This window comes from Streptomyces purpurogeneiscleroticus (genome assembly GCF_020024005.1).
GTDB lineage: Bacteria > Actinomycetota > Actinomycetes > Streptomycetales > Streptomycetaceae > Streptomyces > Streptomyces purpurogeneiscleroticus.
The window spans coordinates 1-15,681 of the sequence record NZ_NHSG01000153.1 but is presented as its reverse complement, the minus strand read 5'-3'; the positions used below and the strand labels follow the sequence as shown (position 1 = coordinate 15,681).

At 72.9% G+C, this 15,681-nt stretch carries 15 protein-coding genes; 7 read left to right on the top strand and 8 right to left on the bottom strand.

Annotated elements, in window-relative coordinates; all coding sequences use genetic code 11:
• Positions 1 to 1,088, top strand: a 1,088-nt coding sequence (locus CCS38_RS08785; protein WP_223732629.1) for a class I adenylate-forming enzyme family protein, incomplete at its 5' end; no start/stop codon positions are given.
• 95 nt (positions 1,089 to 1,183) lie between these two features.
• Positions 1,184 to 2,314, top strand: coding sequence for a PP2C family protein-serine/threonine phosphatase (locus tag CCS38_RS08780; RefSeq protein WP_223732628.1), 1,131 nt, complete (start codon positions 1,184 to 1,186; stop codon positions 2,312 to 2,314).
• A gap of 34 nt (positions 2,315 to 2,348) precedes the next feature.
• Here CCS38_RS08780 and CCS38_RS08775 read toward each other — a convergent pair whose 3' ends face one another.
• Positions 2,349 to 3,251: a DUF5707 domain-containing protein gene (locus tag CCS38_RS08775; protein WP_223732627.1), complete on the bottom strand. Its 903-nt coding sequence runs from the start codon at positions 3,249 to 3,251 to the stop codon at positions 2,349 to 2,351.
• 199 nt (positions 3,252 to 3,450) lie between these two features.
• Here CCS38_RS08775 and CCS38_RS08770 point away from each other — a divergent pair, with 199 nt between their 5' ends.
• Together CCS38_RS08770 and CCS38_RS08765 are read left to right on the top strand one after the other, a co-directional pair.
• Complete coding sequence (locus CCS38_RS08770; protein ID WP_223732626.1) at positions 3,451 to 4,050, top strand: TetR/AcrR family transcriptional regulator; 600 nt, start codon at positions 3,451 to 3,453, stop codon at positions 4,048 to 4,050.
• A 3-nt stretch (positions 4,051 to 4,053) separates the two neighbouring features.
• The gene (locus CCS38_RS08765) at positions 4,054 to 5,247 is read left to right on the top strand and encodes a GDSL-type esterase/lipase family protein (protein ID WP_223732625.1); all 1,194 of its coding nucleotides are present in this window, start codon (positions 4,054 to 4,056) and stop codon (positions 5,245 to 5,247) included.
• Here CCS38_RS08765 and CCS38_RS08760 read toward each other — a convergent pair.
• Positions 5,244 to 5,879: a LysE family translocator gene (locus tag CCS38_RS08760; RefSeq protein WP_223732624.1), complete on the bottom strand. Its 636-nt coding sequence runs from the start codon at positions 5,877 to 5,879 to the stop codon at positions 5,244 to 5,246. The two genes, CCS38_RS08765 and CCS38_RS08760, sit on opposite strands and share 4 nt — an antisense overlap.
• On the bottom strand, positions 5,876 to 6,241 hold the full coding sequence (locus CCS38_RS08755; protein WP_223732623.1) for a hypothetical protein: 366 nt from the start codon (positions 6,239 to 6,241) through the stop codon (positions 5,876 to 5,878). Before CCS38_RS08755 ends, CCS38_RS08760 begins: the two co-directional genes overlap by 4 nt.
• 183 nt (positions 6,242 to 6,424) lie before the next feature.
• Here CCS38_RS08755 and manD point away from each other — a divergent pair, with 183 nt between their 5' ends.
• Together manD and CCS38_RS08745 are read left to right on the top strand one after the other, a co-directional pair.
• Entirely contained in the window at positions 6,425 to 7,648 is a 1,224-nt protein-coding gene (manD, locus tag CCS38_RS08750) for a D-mannonate dehydratase ManD (RefSeq protein WP_223732622.1), read from the top strand.
• Positions 7,649 to 7,717: 69 nt separating this feature from the next.
• Positions 7,718 to 9,241 carry a mannitol dehydrogenase family protein gene (locus CCS38_RS08745; protein WP_223732621.1) on the top strand — a complete coding sequence of 508 codons (1,524 nt, stop codon included), beginning with the start codon at positions 7,718 to 7,720 and terminating at the stop codon, positions 9,239 to 9,241.
• Here the strand turns inward: CCS38_RS08745 and CCS38_RS08740 are convergent.
• From CCS38_RS08740 to CCS38_RS08720, 5 genes are all read right to left on the bottom strand, one after another.
• On the bottom strand, positions 9,238 to 9,942 hold the full coding sequence (locus tag CCS38_RS08740) for an ATP-binding cassette domain-containing protein (protein ID WP_223732620.1): 705 nt from the start codon (positions 9,940 to 9,942) through the stop codon (positions 9,238 to 9,240). The genes CCS38_RS08745 and CCS38_RS08740 overlap by 4 nt on opposite strands.
• Complete coding sequence (locus tag CCS38_RS08735; protein ID WP_223732619.1) at positions 9,939 to 10,994, bottom strand: ABC transporter ATP-binding protein; 1,056 nt, start codon at positions 10,992 to 10,994, stop codon at positions 9,939 to 9,941. The genes CCS38_RS08740 and CCS38_RS08735 overlap by 4 nt, the downstream gene beginning before the upstream one ends.
• Positions 10,975 to 12,786 (bottom strand): ABC transporter permease subunit, encoded by a 1,812-nt coding sequence (locus CCS38_RS08730; RefSeq protein ID WP_223732630.1) that lies wholly within the window; start codon positions 12,784 to 12,786, stop codon positions 10,975 to 10,977. The genes CCS38_RS08735 and CCS38_RS08730 overlap by 20 nt, the downstream gene beginning before the upstream one ends.
• A 14-nt stretch (positions 12,787 to 12,800) precedes the next feature.
• On the bottom strand, positions 12,801 to 14,282 hold the full coding sequence (locus tag CCS38_RS08725; RefSeq protein ID WP_223732618.1) for an ABC transporter substrate-binding protein: 1,482 nt from the start codon (positions 14,280 to 14,282) through the stop codon (positions 12,801 to 12,803).
• Positions 14,283 to 14,405: 123 nt separating this feature from the next.
• Positions 14,406 to 15,095, bottom strand: a complete 690-nt coding sequence (locus tag CCS38_RS08720) for a UdgX family uracil-DNA binding protein (protein WP_223732617.1) — start codon at positions 15,093 to 15,095, stop codon at positions 14,406 to 14,408.
• 269 nt (positions 15,096 to 15,364) lie between these two features.
• Between CCS38_RS08720 and CCS38_RS08715 the strand changes: the two genes are divergently transcribed.
• A partial coding sequence (locus CCS38_RS08715) for a hypothetical protein (protein WP_223732616.1) occupies positions 15,365 to 15,681 on the top strand: 317 nt, incomplete at its 3' end.

Below are 15,681 nucleotides of genomic sequence, written 5' to 3'. Positions count from 1 at the left end.
CGTCCCCCGACCCCGACTCCCCCGCCCGGATCCTCGTCTCCTCCGGCTCCGAGGCCGAGCCGAAGATGGTCGCCTACTCGCACAACGCGATGGCCGGCGGCCGGGCCGCGTACATCCGCGCCCTGCACGCCGACGACACCCCGCCGCGCCACCTCGTCCTCGTCCCGCTCGCCTCGTCCTTCGGGTCCTGCGGCACGCCCGTCACGGTCGCGGCGCTCGGCGGCACCCTCCTCGTCCAGGACTCCTTCGACCCGGCGGCGGCCCTCCGCATGATCAGCGAGTACCGCCCCACGCATGTCTTCGGCGTACCGACCATGCTGCGCCGCCTCGCCGACCACCCACCGCTCCCGGGCGAGGACCTCACCGGCCTGCGGGCCCTCGTCTCCAGCGGCGCCGCGCTGCCCGCGTCCACCGCCGACGCCTGCCGGCGGCGGTTCGCGCGCCCGGTCATCGCCGTGTACGGCTCCTCCGACGGCGTGAACTGCCACACCGCGGCGACCGGCCTCACCCCGGAGACCGGGACCGGCCGCCCCGACCCCGCCGTGGCGGCCATTCGCATCACCGACGGCGACGGCTCTCCGCTCCCTCCGGGGCAGCCGGGCGAGATCTGCGCGCGCGGCCCGATGACCCCGCTCTGCTACGTCGCGAGCCCGGAGCTGGACGCCCGCTACCGCACCGCCGGTGGCTGGGTGCGCACGGGCGACCGGGGGCTGCTGGACGCGCACGGCCGGCTGCACGTCCTCGGCCGGCTCCGGCAGATCGTCGTACGCGGCGGCTACAACATCAGCCCCGCCGAGGTGGAGCGGGAGCTGGGCGCCCATCCCGCCGTCGCCGAGGCCGTCTGTGTCGCCGTACCGGACCCCGACCTGGGCGAGCGGCTGTGCGCGTGCGTCCGTGAGGTCCCCGGTGCGGCCCCGTCGCTGACCCTGCCGGACCTCACCGCCTTCCTGGAACGGGAGCGCGGCCTCGAACGCCGTAAGCTGCCCGAACTCCTCCTCCGGCTGCCGGAAATGCCGCTGGGCCCGACGGGCAAGATCTGCCGCCGGACCCTGACGGCGATGGCCTCGGCGGTGCCGCGGCGCGCCTGAGAGACTTCGCCGGTGGCCGTCGGTAGGGATACCGTTCGGCGGTCTTCGGCTTGCCGTGTGCTGCCTGCGGCCCTGCGGGCGGGCAAGATGGCCTGATGAGGGAGTTGGCAGTGTGGTCGCGGACGCGTCGTTGGATTCCGGCGGCGGTGATCGTTCTCGCGGTGCTGGTGGACCTGCTGACGCCCTCGCCGGTGTCGTCGGCGCCGCTGCTGGCCGTGGCGCCGGTGGCGGCGGTCTCCCTCCTCCGCACTGCGGGCATCGTCGCCGTCGGGCTGACCGCGATGCTGGCGCACGCGGGCCTGGCGTACGCCGCCGGTTCCTTCGGCTGGCAGGCCGGCGTCGCCAATCAGGTCACCCTGATGGCGGTCACCGTCCTGGCCGTGGGCCTGGACCGGTCCCTGCGCTCACAGCACGCCAGCGCCAGCCGGGCGCGGTACGCCGCCGAGGTGGCCCAGCGGGCCGTGCTGCCCCGGCCGCCCAGCAGGCTGGGTGAGCTGCGGATCGCCGCCCGCTACGTCCCGGCCGAGGACATGGCCCTGATCGGCGGCGACCTCTTCGTGGTGCAGGACACCCCGTTCGGCGTCCGCGCGATGGTCGGTGACGTGCGCGGCAAGGGCCTGTCCGCCGTCGCGGCCGTCAGCGTCGACATCGGTGCCTTCCGCTTCGCCGCCGACCACTCCCCGGACCTGCCCGACCTGGTACAGGTCATGGAGGAGGCGCTGCTGCGCGAGGGGCGGCGGCGGGACGGCACGGACGAGACCGAGGGGTTCACCACCGCGCTGATCGTCCAGTTCAGTGACGACCTGGAGCAGGTGCAGCTCGTCAACCGCGGGCACCCGGCGCCGCTCCTGCTGTGCGCGGACGGCCGGGCGCGGGTCCTGGAGCCGGCGGAGGAGGCGCCGCCGCTGGGCATCACGAGCCTGGGGAGCTGGGCGTCCCCGGTGGAGACGTACGCCTTTCCGCCCGGGGCGATGCTGCTGTGCTTCACGGACGGCGTGACCGAGGCCCGCGACCGCGCCGGTGCCTTCTACGACCCGGCCGACCGGGTCCCCGGCATGCTCCGCGAATATCTGCGGCAGACCGGCCATCCCGCGGAGCCGTCGGCCGTCCTGGACTTCCTGGCCCGCGACGTCAGCCGGCACAGCGCCAGCGCTCCCCAGGACGACCAGGCCCTGCTCGCCCTGCACCGCCCCCTCCCCCACCAGGACCTCCTCACCCAGCGGTGACCGGGCCCCGGCGGGGAAGGGGGCGTGCCGCGCGTCAGCGCACGTCGACGCAGTCGCCGGTGGAGGTCACGGCGGGGGTGGTGGAGGTACCGGCGAAGCTGTACCGCCAGCAGGTGTCCGTGCTCGCGGTACGGGTGGTCTTCACCTGGCCCGCGGTGGAGCCGCTGCCCGAGGTGTACGTCTTCAGCGTGGTGTACGTGCCACCGCTCGCGGGACGCGACTGGAGCTTCACCGACTGCTGGGTGTAGCCGGCGTACTTGGAGGTGTCCCAGTTGGCACGGGTCAGCGTGCCGGTGATGGTGATGGTCCGGCCCTTGAGGACCGGCTCGGGCGAGGCGTTGGCGGTGAGCTTGGAGTAGCGCTTCATCGCGAAGGACTTGACGTTGTCCTGCTCGACCCAGTCCGCGTCCGTGCCCTGCGCGAGCGCCCACACCTTCCAGGTGCCCGCGGCGGCGTTGGTCAGGTCGACCTGCGGGTCGATCGTGAACGTCTGCGTGCACTTGGCGGTGGTGGCCGAGGTCGCCGTGCAGCCGGCGTTCTCCTCGTTCCCGGTGACGCCGTGGTCCATCTCGTCGAAGGTGGCGCCGCCGTGCCACAGGATGGCGGTGGCCCAGTCGATGCCGGAGTCGTCGGTCGCGGTGAAGCTGACCGTCACCGTCTTGGTGTTGGTGGTGCCCAGGACCACGTCCTTGCCACCGTTGACGACGACGTTGGAGATCGTCGTGTCGCCGTACCCGTCGTCGGCGGCGGCGCGCAGCCCGAACGGCGCGGCCTTCTGCTTCGCCGTGGCGGCCTGCTGCACGGAGCTCTCCTGCGCGGTGCGGGCGGCCGCGGCGGCGTCGCCCGTCCGCCCGGCGTCGGCCTGCGCGACCGGTATCGCGAGAGCGGTCAGGGCCAGAGCGCCGCTCACGGCGGCGGCAGTGGCGCGTCTATGCATGGTGTTCCCCAAGTGGAGGTTCGAAGGAGTCTGTTGACTCGACGGGGGAGATCATCGAGAGCCGCGGAAGGTTGTACGGACGGCTGAAAAATTTCGAACAGTAAGTGAACACGGCCGAAGACCTAAGGTCAGTAGCTTCTTGCCTAAAGCTATTAGGCAAGTGCATAATCAGTTACGGATGACCGGGAGGCAGGACAGCATGACGCGGCGCGTAGGACTGACCACGGAACGGCTGACGCAGGCGGGGGCGGAACTGGCCGATGAGGTCGGATTCGACCAGGTGACCGTCTCGGCGCTCGCCCGGCGGTTCGACGTGAAGGTGGCGAGCCTGTACTCGCACGTGAAGAACTCCCAGGACCTCAAGACCAGGATCGCCCTGCTCGCCCTGGAGGAAATGGCCGACCGGGCCGCGGCCGCTCTCGCCGGGCGGGCCGGCAAGGACGCCCTGGCCGCCTTCGCGAACGTCTACCGCGACTACGCCCGGGAGCATCCCGGCCGCTACGCCGCGGCCCGGCTGCGGCTCGACCCGGAAACGGCGGCCGCGAGCGCGGGCGTGCGGCACGCGCAGATGACGCGGGCGATCCTGCGCGGCTACGACCTGACGGAGCCCGACCAGACGCACGCGGTCCGCATGCTGGGCAGCGTCTTCCACGGCTACGTCAGCCTGGAGCTGAGCGGCGGCTTCAGCCACAGCGCCCCCGACAGCCAGGAAACCTGGACACGGATGCTGGACGCCCTCGACGCCCTGCTGCGGAACTGGCCCGCTCCCCCGAACACCCCCCTCACGCACACAGGTTGAGACATGCACACCGAGCACGACACCGATCACCGGACCCCGCACACCTGGATCACCACGCCCCTCACCGCGGACCTCCTGCGCGGCGCCCTCGACCTGGAGCACACCGAACACGGCGTGCTGCCGCATCGGCTGCCCGCCTGGGCCCGCAAGCAGATCCCCGATGGCCAGCTGGCCATGGCGGAGTCCCAGCCCTCCGGCGTACGACTGGTCTTCCGCACCCGTGCCACCGCGGTCGAGCTGGAGACGCGGCCCACCAAGCGGGTCTACGTGGGCGCCCCGCCCCGCCCGGACGGCGTGTACGAGCTGCTCGTCGACGGCCGTCCGGCCGGCCGGGGCAGCGTCGCGGGCGGCAACACCCTGACCATCGACATGACCACCGGATCCGCCGAGACCCGGACCGGCCCGGCGGGCACCCTCCGCTTCAGCGGCCTGCCCGACCGTGCCAAGGACATCGAGATCTGGCTGCCGCACAACGAGACCACCGAACTGGTCGCCCTGCGCACCGACGCCCCCGTCGAGCCCGTACCGGACCGGGGCCGCAAGGTGTGGCTGCACCACGGCAGTTCGATCAGCCACGGCTCCGACGCGGCCGGCCCCACCAGCACATGGCCCGCCCTCGCCGCCTCCCTCGCGGGCGTGGAACTGATCAATCTGGGCTTCGGCGGCAGCGCCCTGCTGGATCCGTTCACCGCCCGTACCCTGCGGGACACCCCCGCCGACCTGATCAGCGTCAAGATCGGCATCAACCTGGTCAACGCCGACCTGATGCGGCTGCGCGCCTTCGGCCCGGCGGTGCACGGCTTCCTCGACACCATCCGGGAAGGGCACCCGACCGCACCCCTGCTGGTCGTCTCGCCGATCCACTGCCCGATCCACGAGGACACCCCCGGACCGGCCGCTCCGGACTTCAGCAACATCGCTGCCGGGCAGCTGGGTTTCCGGGCCACGGGCGATCCCGCGGACCCCACCCGCCTGACGCTCAGCATCATCCGGGCGGAGCTCTCCCGTATCACCGCCGCCCGCGCGGCCGAGGACCCGAACCTGCACTACCTCGACGGCCGCGAGCTCTACGGCGAGGCCGACCACGCCGAACTGCCGCTGCCCGACCAGCTCCACCCGGACGCCGCCGCCCACCGCCGCATCGGCAAACGCTTCGCCGCACTGGCCTTCACCGCGGGCGCCTTCGGCCCGGCCTAGTCCGTGCGGCCCGTCGCCGCAACGGTGACGCCGAGGCCGATCATCGCGAACCCGCCGGCCCCACCGACCATGGAGAGCCGCCGCGGCGACCGGGCGAACCAGCTGCGCGCGGTGGCCGCGGCCAGTCCCCACACGCTGTCGGAGACCACCGCGATGACGTTGAAGACCAGGCCGAGCAGCAGCATTTGCGCGGCGACATGCCCCTGACCGCGGTCCACGAACTGCGGCAGTACGGCGGCGAAGAAGACGATGGTCTTGGGGTTGGCCACGCCGACCGCGAACCCCTCCCACACCGTCCGCAGGCTGCCGCGCGCCGGGGCGTCACCCGCGAACGCGGCCTGCAACGTCCCGCGCTGCCGCACCGCCTTGACGCCGAGGTACACCAAGTACGCGGCGCCCACGAGCTTCAGCGTCATGAACACGAGGGCGGAGCGCTCCACGAGGGACCCGACGCCGAGCGCCACGGCCACGACGAGTACGTACGCTCCGAGCGCGTTCCCCACGACCGTGGTCAGCGCGGCGCGGCGCCCCTGCGCCAGCGCCCGGCCGATCACGAACAGCACGCTGGGCCCGGGAACCACGATCAACAGGAAGGACATGGCCGCGAACGCGAGCAGCCGCTCGATGGTCATACGTCGAATCCCTCTTCCGCCGCTCGGAGCAGTTGTCTGGTGGCCAGGAGGTCCGCGCAGGACCGGTCCAGTACCACGTAGAAGAAAATACCGTCGTTCCCGCAGCGGGAGAGGGGGCGGATGAGGTGGTACTCGTCATCCAGCGTGATCAGTATGTCCTCCATCCGGTCGGGCCTGTAGCCGAGCGTTTCGAGCGCGGAGAGTTTGGCGCGTACGACATCGGTGTCCACCAGCGCCGCCTTCTCCAGGTCGGGGCCGGCGGGGTGGCCTATGGCGCCCAGCAGGAGGCGGCTGTAATAGTCGACCACGGAGACCCCGAGGACACCGTCGACCTTCAACAGGTCCCGCAACGTCTCGTTCATGCCGGCCACGGCCCACCTGTCCCCGATACTCACTCGACCCACACCGTCCAGAATTCATCTTTGCAGGCAGCAAGTCACGCACGCACCGCTTGACCAGAACCGTCGACACTTGTCCGACCAGGAACGCCCCGGAACGCCCCGGAACGCGCATGGACACTTCACCGCCGCCAAGGAGCACCCCTGATGAGCAAGCCCGACCGCACAGCCGCCGTCGACGTCCTGGTCACCAGCCCCACCCGTAACTTCGTCACCGTCAAGGTCACCACCGAGCAGGGGCTCGTCGGCTGGGGCGATGCCACTCTCAACGGCCGTGAACTGGCCGTCGCGTCCTACCTCCGCGACCACGTCGCCCCGCTGCTCATCGGCCGCGACCCCGCCCGCATCGAGGACACCTGGCAGTACCTCTACCGCGGTGCCTACTGGCGCCGCGGACCCGTCACCATGACGGCCATCGGCGCGGTCGACCTGGCCCTGTGGGACATCAAGGGCAAGACCGCGGGGCTGCCCGTCTACCAGCTGCTCGGCGGCGCCGTGCGCGACCGGATCCTCTCCTACACCCACGCCACCGGCTGGGACGTACCGCAGCTGCTGGACTCCCTCGACGCCCGGCTCGCCCAGGGCTTCCGGGCCGTACGGGCCCAGACGGGCGTCCCCGGACTGGACATCGTGTACGGCGTGAGCAAGGACGGCGCCGCGTACGAGCCCGCCGGGCGCGGCCCCGCCCCCGTCGAGGAGACCTGGGACACCGACGCCTATCTGCGGCACGCCCCCGAGGCGCTGGCGGCGGCCCGCTCCCACCTCGGCCCCGAGATCAAACTCCTGCACGACGCGCACCACCGCCTCACCCCGAACCAGGCCGCACGGCTGGGCCGTTCGCTCGAGGACCTCGACCTGTTCTGGCTGGAGGATGTCACACCCGCCGAGAATCAGGAGGTGCTCCGCACCGTCCGCGCGAAGACCACCGTTCCGCTCGCCATCGGGGAGGTCCTCAACACCGTCTGGGAATGCCAGAGTCTGATCACCGAGCAGCTCATCGACTACGTGCGCTGCTGCGTCACCCACGCCGGCGGCATCAGCCATCTGCGCCGCATCGCGGCCCTCGCCGACATCTGGCAGATCAAGCTCGGCCCGCACGGCCCCTCCGACGTCTCCCCCGTCGCGCTGGCCGCCTCGCTCCACGTCGGCCTTGCCACCCCCAACTTCGCCATTCAGGAGTACATGGGGTACGCCCCGCCGGTGCACGAAGTGTTCCGGCACGCCTGGTCGTACGAGGACGGGCATCTGCACCCGGGAGAGGCGCCGGGCCTCGGCATCGAGGTCGACGAGGAACTCGCCGCCCGCCACCCGTACGAGGCCGCCTATCTGCCTGTCGCCCGCCACCGCGACGGCTCGATGACCGACTGGTGACCCGGGCCGCGGCCGTCTGGTGAACTGATCGCGGCCGCCCACCGCAAGGACGCAAGGACGTACTCCCGCATGACCACCGCCTCCGCCCGTACCGCCCGGCTGTCCGCCGCCACCTCCCCGGCCGGCGCACTGCTGCACCACCGCACTCTCACCCCCGCCGACACCGGCATCGTCCACCTCGGCCTCGGCAACTTCCACCGCGCCCACCAGGCTGTTTACACCGCCGCCGCGCTCGCCCGCGAGGACGGCCCGTGGGGCGTTCTCGGCGTCGCCGGGCGCGCCACCGGCGTCGCCGACGCGCTGCGCGCCCAGGACCTGCGCTACACCGTCGCCGAGGTCTCCCCGGACGGCCTGCGCTGCACCGTTCCCGCCGTGCACACCGGAGTACTGGTCGCCGCACGCGAGCCCGAGCAGGTGCAGCGCGCGCTCGCCGCCCCCGGCACCCGCGTCCTGTCCCTCACCGTCACCGAGAACGGCTACACGTACTCGCCCCGCACCGGCGGCCTCGACCTCGACCACCCGGGCATACGGGCCGATCTGCGCGGCAACCGCCGCGCTCCGCAGACCACCCTGGGCCGCATCGCGCGCGCCCTCCAGGAGCGCGCCGCCACCCACGGCGCCCCGGTCACCGTTCTGAGCTGCGACAATCTGGTCGGCAACGGCGACCACACGCGCCGCCTCGTCGAAGAGTTCCTCGCCCAGCTGCCGGCCGGCGAGGGCGAGGAGGCCGGCGCCTGGCTGGCCGCCGGGAACGTGACCTTCCCCAACACCATGGTCGACCGCATCGTGCCGGCGACGACGGACGCGGAGCGCACCGCCGTCGCCGAGGCGCTCGGGGTGCGCGACGAAGTCCCCGTACCGGCCGAGCCGTTCAGCATGTGGGTACTGGAGGACCGTTTCGCCGCGTCCCGCCCGGCCTGGGAGGCGGGCGGCGCACTCTTCACCGACCACGTGGAACCGTACGAACTCCTCAAGGTCCGGCTGCTCAACGGCACGCACTCGCTCATCGCCTACCTGGGCGCCCTCGCGGGCTGCGACACCATTCCGCAGTCCACCGCGCAGCCCTTCGTCACGGAGGCGGCCCGGGCCGTGCTGCTGGGCGAGTACCTGCCGAGCCTCACCGTCCCCGACGACATCGACCTGGACACGTACGTGGCGCAGCTCTTCACCCGCTGGGCCAATTCGGCGCTCGGGCACCGCACCCGCCAGGTCGGCTCGGACGGCTCCGCCAAACTGCGCCAGCGCATCCCCGCTCCCGCACTGCTCCATCTGCGGGCCGGGCGGATGCCCCACCATCTCGCCCTCACCGTCGCCGCCTACCTGTGCTGCCTGGCCCCCTCCCCCGGCTTCGACCCCGGTGAGCACGCGGCCGCCATGGCGGACCCGGCTCGCGACCGCCTCGCCGCCCTGCGCGCCCGCACTTCTGACGGCCCGTCATTCGCCACCGCCGTCCTGACCGACGGCCTCCTCGGCGACGCCCTCCCGGAACACCCCGAATTCGCCCTCCGCACGGGCGAGTTCATCGACCTGATCCACACCCACGGCCCGCGGGCAGCGGCCACCGAGGCCGCCCGTTCCCACCCGGGCACTTAAGAGTCTGCGATCCGGCCCTCCCGCATTTCGATCGACCGGTCCGCGAAGTGGCGGACGACCGCACGGTCGTGGCAGATGAAGAGGTAGGCGAGGCCGAGCTGGTCCTGGAGGTCCGCGAGCAGGTTCAGGATGCCCGCGCGGACCGACGGGTCGAGGGAGGAGACCGGCTCGTCGAGGACCAGGAGCCGCGGCTCGGACGCCAACGCGCGGGCGATTCCCGCGCGTTGGCACTGGCCTCCGGAGAGCTCGTGCGGCAGGCGGTCACCATGGGACGGGGCGAGGCCGACCCGATCCAGCAGCTCGGCCACCCGGGCCGGGCCCGTCGCGTCCCAGCGGCCCTGGACGCGCAGCGGCTCCGCCACGGCGTCACGGATGCGGTGGCGGGGGCTGAGGGAGCCGTACGGGTCCTGGAGGACCGGCTGCATCCGGGGGCGGAGCGGGCGCAGCTCACGGTCGGTGAGCGCGGTCAGCTCCGTGCCTTCGAAGCGGACCTCGCCCGATGCCGGGCGGCGCAGTTGCAGCACCGCCAGGGCGGTGGAGGACTTGCCGCAGCCCGAAGGGCCGTTGACGGCGAGCGTCTCGCCGGCGTCCAGGGTGAACGAGACGTGGTCCACGGCGGTGACCGCGCCGTACCGTACGACGAGGTCGCGGACGTCGAGCAGCGGGTGGTCGCCGGTGCTCCGGGGCGTGGACGGGCTCATGCGGGCTGCTCCAGGAACAGGTCGGATGCCGCGTGCGGGACGTCGTCCCAGCGGTGGCAGGTGACGTCGTGGCCGTCGCCGGCCGGCCGCGGGCGCGGTTCCTCCCGGTGGCAGCGGTCCTCGGCCAGCGGGCAGCGCGGCGCGAAGGCGCAGCCGGGCGGCAGGCCGTCCGGCGTGGGCGGGGTACCGGGGATGACGGGCAGCCGTCGGCCGTTACCGCGCCGGCCGCCCGGCTCGCCCGGCTCGCCCTGTTCGTCCGGTGGCAGCGACGCCAGCAGTCCCGCGGTGTAGGGCGCCCGGGGACGGCCCAGTACGTCACGTGCCGGTCCCTGTTCGACCGGGCGGCCGGCGTACATCACCAGCACCCGGTCGGCGTGTTCCCTGACCACCGCCATGTCGTGCGTGACCAGCAGGAGGGCGGCGCCGACCGCTTCCCGCTGCTCGGCGAGTACGCGCAGTACCTGTTCCTGCAGCTCGGCGTCGAGCGCGGTGGTGGGCTCGTCGGCGACCACCACGTCCGGCTCGTTGACGGTGGCCATGGCGATCACGGCACGCTGCCGCATGCCGCCGGAGTACTCGTGCGGATACGCCCGCGCCCTGCGTGCGGCGTCGGCGATGCCCACCCGGTCGAGTGCGGCGACCGCCCGGGCGCGGGCCTCCTTGCGCGGCACACGGGTCACCGACCGTACGGCCGCGGCGAGTTGGTCCCCCACCGGATGCACCGGGGACAGCGCGGACAGGGCGTCCTGCGGGACGAGGGCGAGGCGCCGGCCACGGAGGGCCGCGAGCTCCTTGGGAGCGGCACCCACGAGTTCGGTACAGGCCCCCGAGTCCTCCCGGAGCCGTACGCTCCCCGTCGCCGTCGCATTCCCCGGGAGCATGCCTAGCAGCGCCCGCGCCGTGAGCGACTTGCCCGCGCCCGACTCCCCGACCACGGCCAGCACTTGCCGTGCGTGGACGTCGAAGGACACGTCGCGGACCACGTCGGTGGAGCCGAAGGAGACCCGGAGGTCGCGTACGGAGAGGAGCGCATCAGGGTGCGGTGTGCTCAAGGGAGGGCTCCTTCCGGGGAGACGGGGCGGAGTGGCCGGTGCCACGGCCGGTGCCACGGCTGGAGCCACGGGAGGACGAGCCGGGGCGGCTCTCCGCGTACGCCGCCGTCGACACCGCGAGGCCCGCCAGCAGGGCCAGGGCGACCGCCGGGGCCAGTGCCGCCCACGGCGCCCGCTCCACATACGCGCGGGACTCGTCGAGCAACAGTCCCCACTCGGGCGCCGGCGGCTGGGCGCCCAGGCCGATGAAGCCGAGCGAGGCGAGGGCGAGGGCGATGCCGGGCAGGCGGAGGAGCGCGTGCCGGGTGACGGGCCCGACGACGGACGGCAGCACGTGCCGGGACAGTATCCAGAAGGGCGGTGCGCCCATGGCCCGTTGGGCGGTCAGGAAGGCCGACGCGCGGACCTCCTGCACCAGCACCGCCGCGTGCGCGGCGAGCGGCGGCCAGGAGATGAGGGCCACCGCGAGGGCGGCGCCGCCCGTGCCGGGACCGGCCGCCGCCGCGACCAGGATGCCGACGATCACAGGGGGCAGCGCGTTCGCGATGTCCGCCGCGCCCGTCGCCACGCCCGGCAGGAAGCCGAGGGCCAGCGACAGCAGCAGGCTCACCGCGCTCACCGCCGCGGCCGTACCGACGGTCGACGCCGCGCCGTGCCCGAGGCGGGCCAGGACGTCGCGGCCCAGCCCGTCGGTGCCGAGCGGATGTGCCCACGACGGGGCCAGCAGCCGGGCCATGGTGTCCACCGCGTACGGGTCGCGCAGCAGCCCCCAGCCGATGGCGACCAGCAGGATCGCGCCCAGCACCACCGGGACCGCCGGATGCGTGCGTACCGGGCGCGGCGCGGGCAGCGTCAGTCCCGCGTCGCGCAGCGCGGGGCCCAGCAGCCGGCGCCGGACGAGTGCCGCCAGCGCGCCCGCCGCCAGGCCGAGGACCAGCAGGGCGAGCACGGAGCCCTGGAGCAGCGGCAGGTCCTGGGACTTGGCCGCGCCCAGTGCCGTACGGCCGATGCCGGGCACCGCGAATACCGTCTCCACGGCGACCGCGCCGCCGGTCAGGCCGACGGCCGCCATACCGAACTGCGGGACGAGGGGCGGCAGTACGCGCCGGAGCGCCGCCGCCGAGACGCGTACCCGGCCGACGCCCGCGCCCCGCCACAGCTCGACCCACCGCTCGTCCAGCACGGCGGGCAGCGCGTCCGCGACCAGCCGACCCAGCAGCCCGCCCGCGGGCACGCCGAGGGCGAGCGCGGGCAGTACCAGGTACTGCGGCCCCTGCCAGCCGGACGTGGGCAGGACACCGAGCCACACCCCGCACACCAGCAGGGCGACCGTGGCGAGCAGGAATTCCGGTACGGCGGCCAGCATGGCGGCGAACGCACCGGCCGAGCCGCGTCCGCGCAGCAGCACGGGCGCGACCAGCGCACAGGCCAGCAGCACGGCGACCCCGAAGGCGGCGGCCATGAGGCTCAGCGACACCTGGAGACCGGAGACCACGGACGGCAGGACGTCGGTGCCGGAGACCCACGATGTGCCGAGGTCCCCGCGCAGCGCTCCGGAGGCCCAGTTCCCCAGCATGGCCAGGGGGCCCGCGTCCAGTCCGAGGTCGGCGCGGATCGCGGCCAGCGCCTCCGGGGTGGCCTCCTGCTCGGCCGACCGGGCCCGCAGCACGGTCAGCGCCGGGTCCCGGCCGGAGAGCCAGGGCAGCAATCCGACGGCCGCCACCACGCCGGCCAGGCAGCCGAGGCGGGTGAGCCCGGCCGTACTCACCGGCCTCTTCGTGCGCAGCTTCATCTGACGGTGCGGTCTCACTTGACGCGGGTCTCCGCCGTGACCAGCTCGCGCTCGCGCGGGTCGTGGGCCACGCCCGCCACTCGGGCGGCGTCGCCCTGGATCACGCGCTCGTGCAGCAGCGGCACCGCGGAGTCGGTGGCGAGCACCGCGGCCTCGGCCTCGATGACCGCCTTGCGGCGCGCGTCACCGGTCTCCAGCGCGGCGGCCTTCGCCAGGGCCTTGTCGACCTTCCCGTCGGCGAGCTGGGGGATGTTGAAGGACCCCTTGGACGCGAAGTCGCTGTAGAGGTACGCGGCCGGGTCGCCGGAGTCCAGTACGGTCGCGCGGGAGAGCAGGAACGCGTCGAACTTGCCCGCCAGGGCGTCCGATTCGATGTTCGCGTACTCGCGGATCTCCAGCTTCACCTTGAAGCCGGCCTTCCGGAGCTGCTGCTGCAGCGTCGCCGCGGCCTCGGGCAGCTCGGCCCGGTCGGTGAACGTGCCGATGGTGATCGTCTCGGCCGGCGGGTCACCGGCCTTCGCCCGCTTCACCGGCGACCGCAGGCCCTCGGCCCACGGCAGCGCGGGGCCGAGCAGCCCCTCGGCGACATCGGCCCGGCCCTCGTACACACCCTTGACGATCGACTTCGCGTCGACCGCTTCCCGGGCCGCCGCCCGCACCGCCGGGTCCTTGAAGATGCCCTTCTCGGTATTCAGGTACAGCGTGTTGGTGCGCGGCATGGGCACCTCGGTGATGAGGTCCTGGTCGAGCACCGCGGCCTGCGAGACCGGGACTGCTTCCACGATGTCGGCCTCGCCGCTGCGCAACGCCGCGGCGCGGGCGGTGCCGTCGGGCACGAACTTCACATCGATTCCCGGGGCCTTGGCCTTGCCGCCCCAGTACCGGTCGTAGCGGTCGAGGCGCGCCGAGGAGGTGCCGTTGACCTTGGTGAGCTCGAAGGGCCCGGTACCGGCTCCGGCCGGGTTCACGGTCTTCCCCTCGTACGCCTTGGCCGCGAGGACCGACAGCTGCGGTGAGCTGAGGCGCTGCGGTACGAGCGGGTCCTCCTCGGCCGTGGTGACGACGACGGAGTCGCCCTCGGCCTTCGCGGTGAGCTCGACGCCGTCCAGGATGCGGGGCTTGGGGGAAGCGGTCGCGGCCTCGGTGAGGGAGCGGACGACGGCCTCGGGCGTGAGCTTCGTACCGTCGTGGAAGGTGACCCCGTCCCGGACGGTGAACGTCCACTTGCGGCCGGACTGCCGCCACTCGGTCGCCAGCGCGGGCTCGGCGTCCCCGTCCTCGTCCAGCTTCACCAGCGTCTCGGCCGTGGACCAGCGGGAGAGCTTGAAGGCGTCGTCGGACAGCGGAGACAGGCCCGAGCGCGGCGGCTGCATCATCGCCACACGTATGCGCTCGCCCCCGGAGGAGGCGTCACCGGAACCGGACGACGCCGAGAAGCAGCCGGTGAGCAGCGCGGAAGCCGCGGCGAGGGGCAGGAGGCGGACGGGCAGACGCACGGAACTCTCCGGTAAAGGGAAGGTCAAGGAGGGGTGCGACTGAAGGTAGCATGATGACAATCGTTTTCAATATTTGGCCGGGAGTGACCGCCATCACCCCATTCGCGGGCCAAGAGCCCGCGCCTAGGGCTTGTCGGTCAGGGCGCCGGCCGCGACGCGCAGGTCCGACACCAGTCCGGCATACGCCGCCTCGCGATCGTCGGAGCGCAGGATCGCCGACGGGTGGAGCGTTGCCACGACGAAGCTCCCTCCGTCGGCGGCCGCGCCCCGTTGCCCCGCTTCTTCGGGGAAGGGAATGAGGGTGCCCCGGTCCTTCGTCACCCGGAACGACGGCCCCAGCAGCGCCTTGCCCGCGGTCGCCCCGAGCGCCACCACCACCTCCGGGTCGACCAGGCGCAGCTCTGCATTGAGCCAGGGACGACAAGCCGTCATGTCGCGGAGGCTCGGTGCCTTGTGGATCCGGCGCTTGCCCCGCGTCGCGAGGGTGAACTTGAAGTGCTTCACCGCGTTGGTGACATACGTCTGATCGATGTCGATGGCAGCGTCCTGCAACGCCTTCCGCAAGAGGCCGCCGGCCGGCCCGACGAACGGCTCCCCCTGGCGGTCCTCCTGGTCACCCGGCTGCTCACCGACGAGCATGACGCGTGCCGACGCACTGCCCGCTCCGAAGACGGTCTGCGTGGCGTCCTGGAAGAGCGGGCACCCCTGGCAGTCCGCCGCCGCACGCCGATGAGCCGCAAGCCCCCCGCGCCGCGGCAGGAAGGGTGTCGCGTCGTACTGCTGCCCGGCGGAGTCACTACCGTTTCCGGTCATCGGCGTCGCCTCCCGAGTCGTTCTGCCCCTGGCCCTGCCGTGCTGCGTCGCTGCTCCACACCATCTTCGCCGCGCTCCGGCGCCATGGCAGCCGGACACGCCCGCACACCGATGTGCGCCGCGGTCAAGCGCGGTCGAGCAGGCGTCACCTACATGTGTGACTTGGCGTACGCAGGCGGCCGGTTTCGGCATGCTGGTACCTCGCAGTGCGGCAGGCCAAGCCGGATCGGCGTGGGGTCCGCCCTCGGGAACGGAAGAGATGCCGGCAGATGTGGCGCCCCTCGCAGTTCACCACTGTCTCGGTCTTCGTCGTGACCGTGGTGGTCATTCCGCTCACCGTCAACATCGCCAGCGAGTCCGTTCCGGCCCCTGTGAAGCCGTACCTGTGGCTCGCCTGGCCCGCCGCGGGCTTGTCGGCGGTGCTGGCCGCCGTGGCGGAGGCCCGGCAGCACGGGGCCCGGTCGTCCACCGGCGCAGCGCAGCCCGAGGAGGAACAGCTGGCGCGCGCTGCCGACCAGCTGTCCCCCACCGTGCGGTGCCAGTGGTCCGCCGAGGCGGAGATACGGATGCTCCACCGCCCCCAGCC

What these genes read in the sequence shown, in the direction of transcription:
- CCS38_RS08780 (WP_223732628.1), top strand. Translation starts at nt 1,184, where the DNA reads ATGAGGGAGTTGGCAGTGTGGTCGCGGACGCGTCGTTGGATTCCGGCG.
- CCS38_RS08775 (WP_223732627.1), bottom strand. Translation starts at nt 3,251, where the DNA reads ATGCATAGACGCGCCACTGCCGCCGCCGTGAGCGGCGCTCTGGCCCTG.
- CCS38_RS08770 (WP_223732626.1), top strand. Translation starts at nt 3,451, where the DNA reads ATGACGCGGCGCGTAGGACTGACCACGGAACGGCTGACGCAGGCGGGG.
- CCS38_RS08765 (WP_223732625.1), top strand. Translation starts at nt 4,054, where the DNA reads ATGCACACCGAGCACGACACCGATCACCGGACCCCGCACACCTGGATC.
- CCS38_RS08760 (WP_223732624.1), bottom strand. Translation starts at nt 5,879, where the DNA reads ATGACCATCGAGCGGCTGCTCGCGTTCGCGGCCATGTCCTTCCTGTTG.
- CCS38_RS08755 (WP_223732623.1), bottom strand. Translation starts at nt 6,241, where the DNA reads ATGAACGAGACGTTGCGGGACCTGTTGAAGGTCGACGGTGTCCTCGGG.
- manD (WP_223732622.1), top strand. Translation starts at nt 6,425, where the DNA reads ATGAGCAAGCCCGACCGCACAGCCGCCGTCGACGTCCTGGTCACCAGC.
- CCS38_RS08745 (WP_223732621.1), top strand. Translation starts at nt 7,718, where the DNA reads ATGACCACCGCCTCCGCCCGTACCGCCCGGCTGTCCGCCGCCACCTCC.
- CCS38_RS08740 (WP_223732620.1), bottom strand. Translation starts at nt 9,942, where the DNA reads ATGAGCCCGTCCACGCCCCGGAGCACCGGCGACCACCCGCTGCTCGAC.
- CCS38_RS08730 (WP_223732630.1), bottom strand. Translation starts at nt 12,786, where the DNA reads ATGAAGCTGCGCACGAAGAGGCCGGTGAGTACGGCCGGGCTCACCCGC.
- CCS38_RS08720 (WP_223732617.1), bottom strand. Translation starts at nt 15,095, where the DNA reads ATGACCGGAAACGGTAGTGACTCCGCCGGGCAGCAGTACGACGCGACA.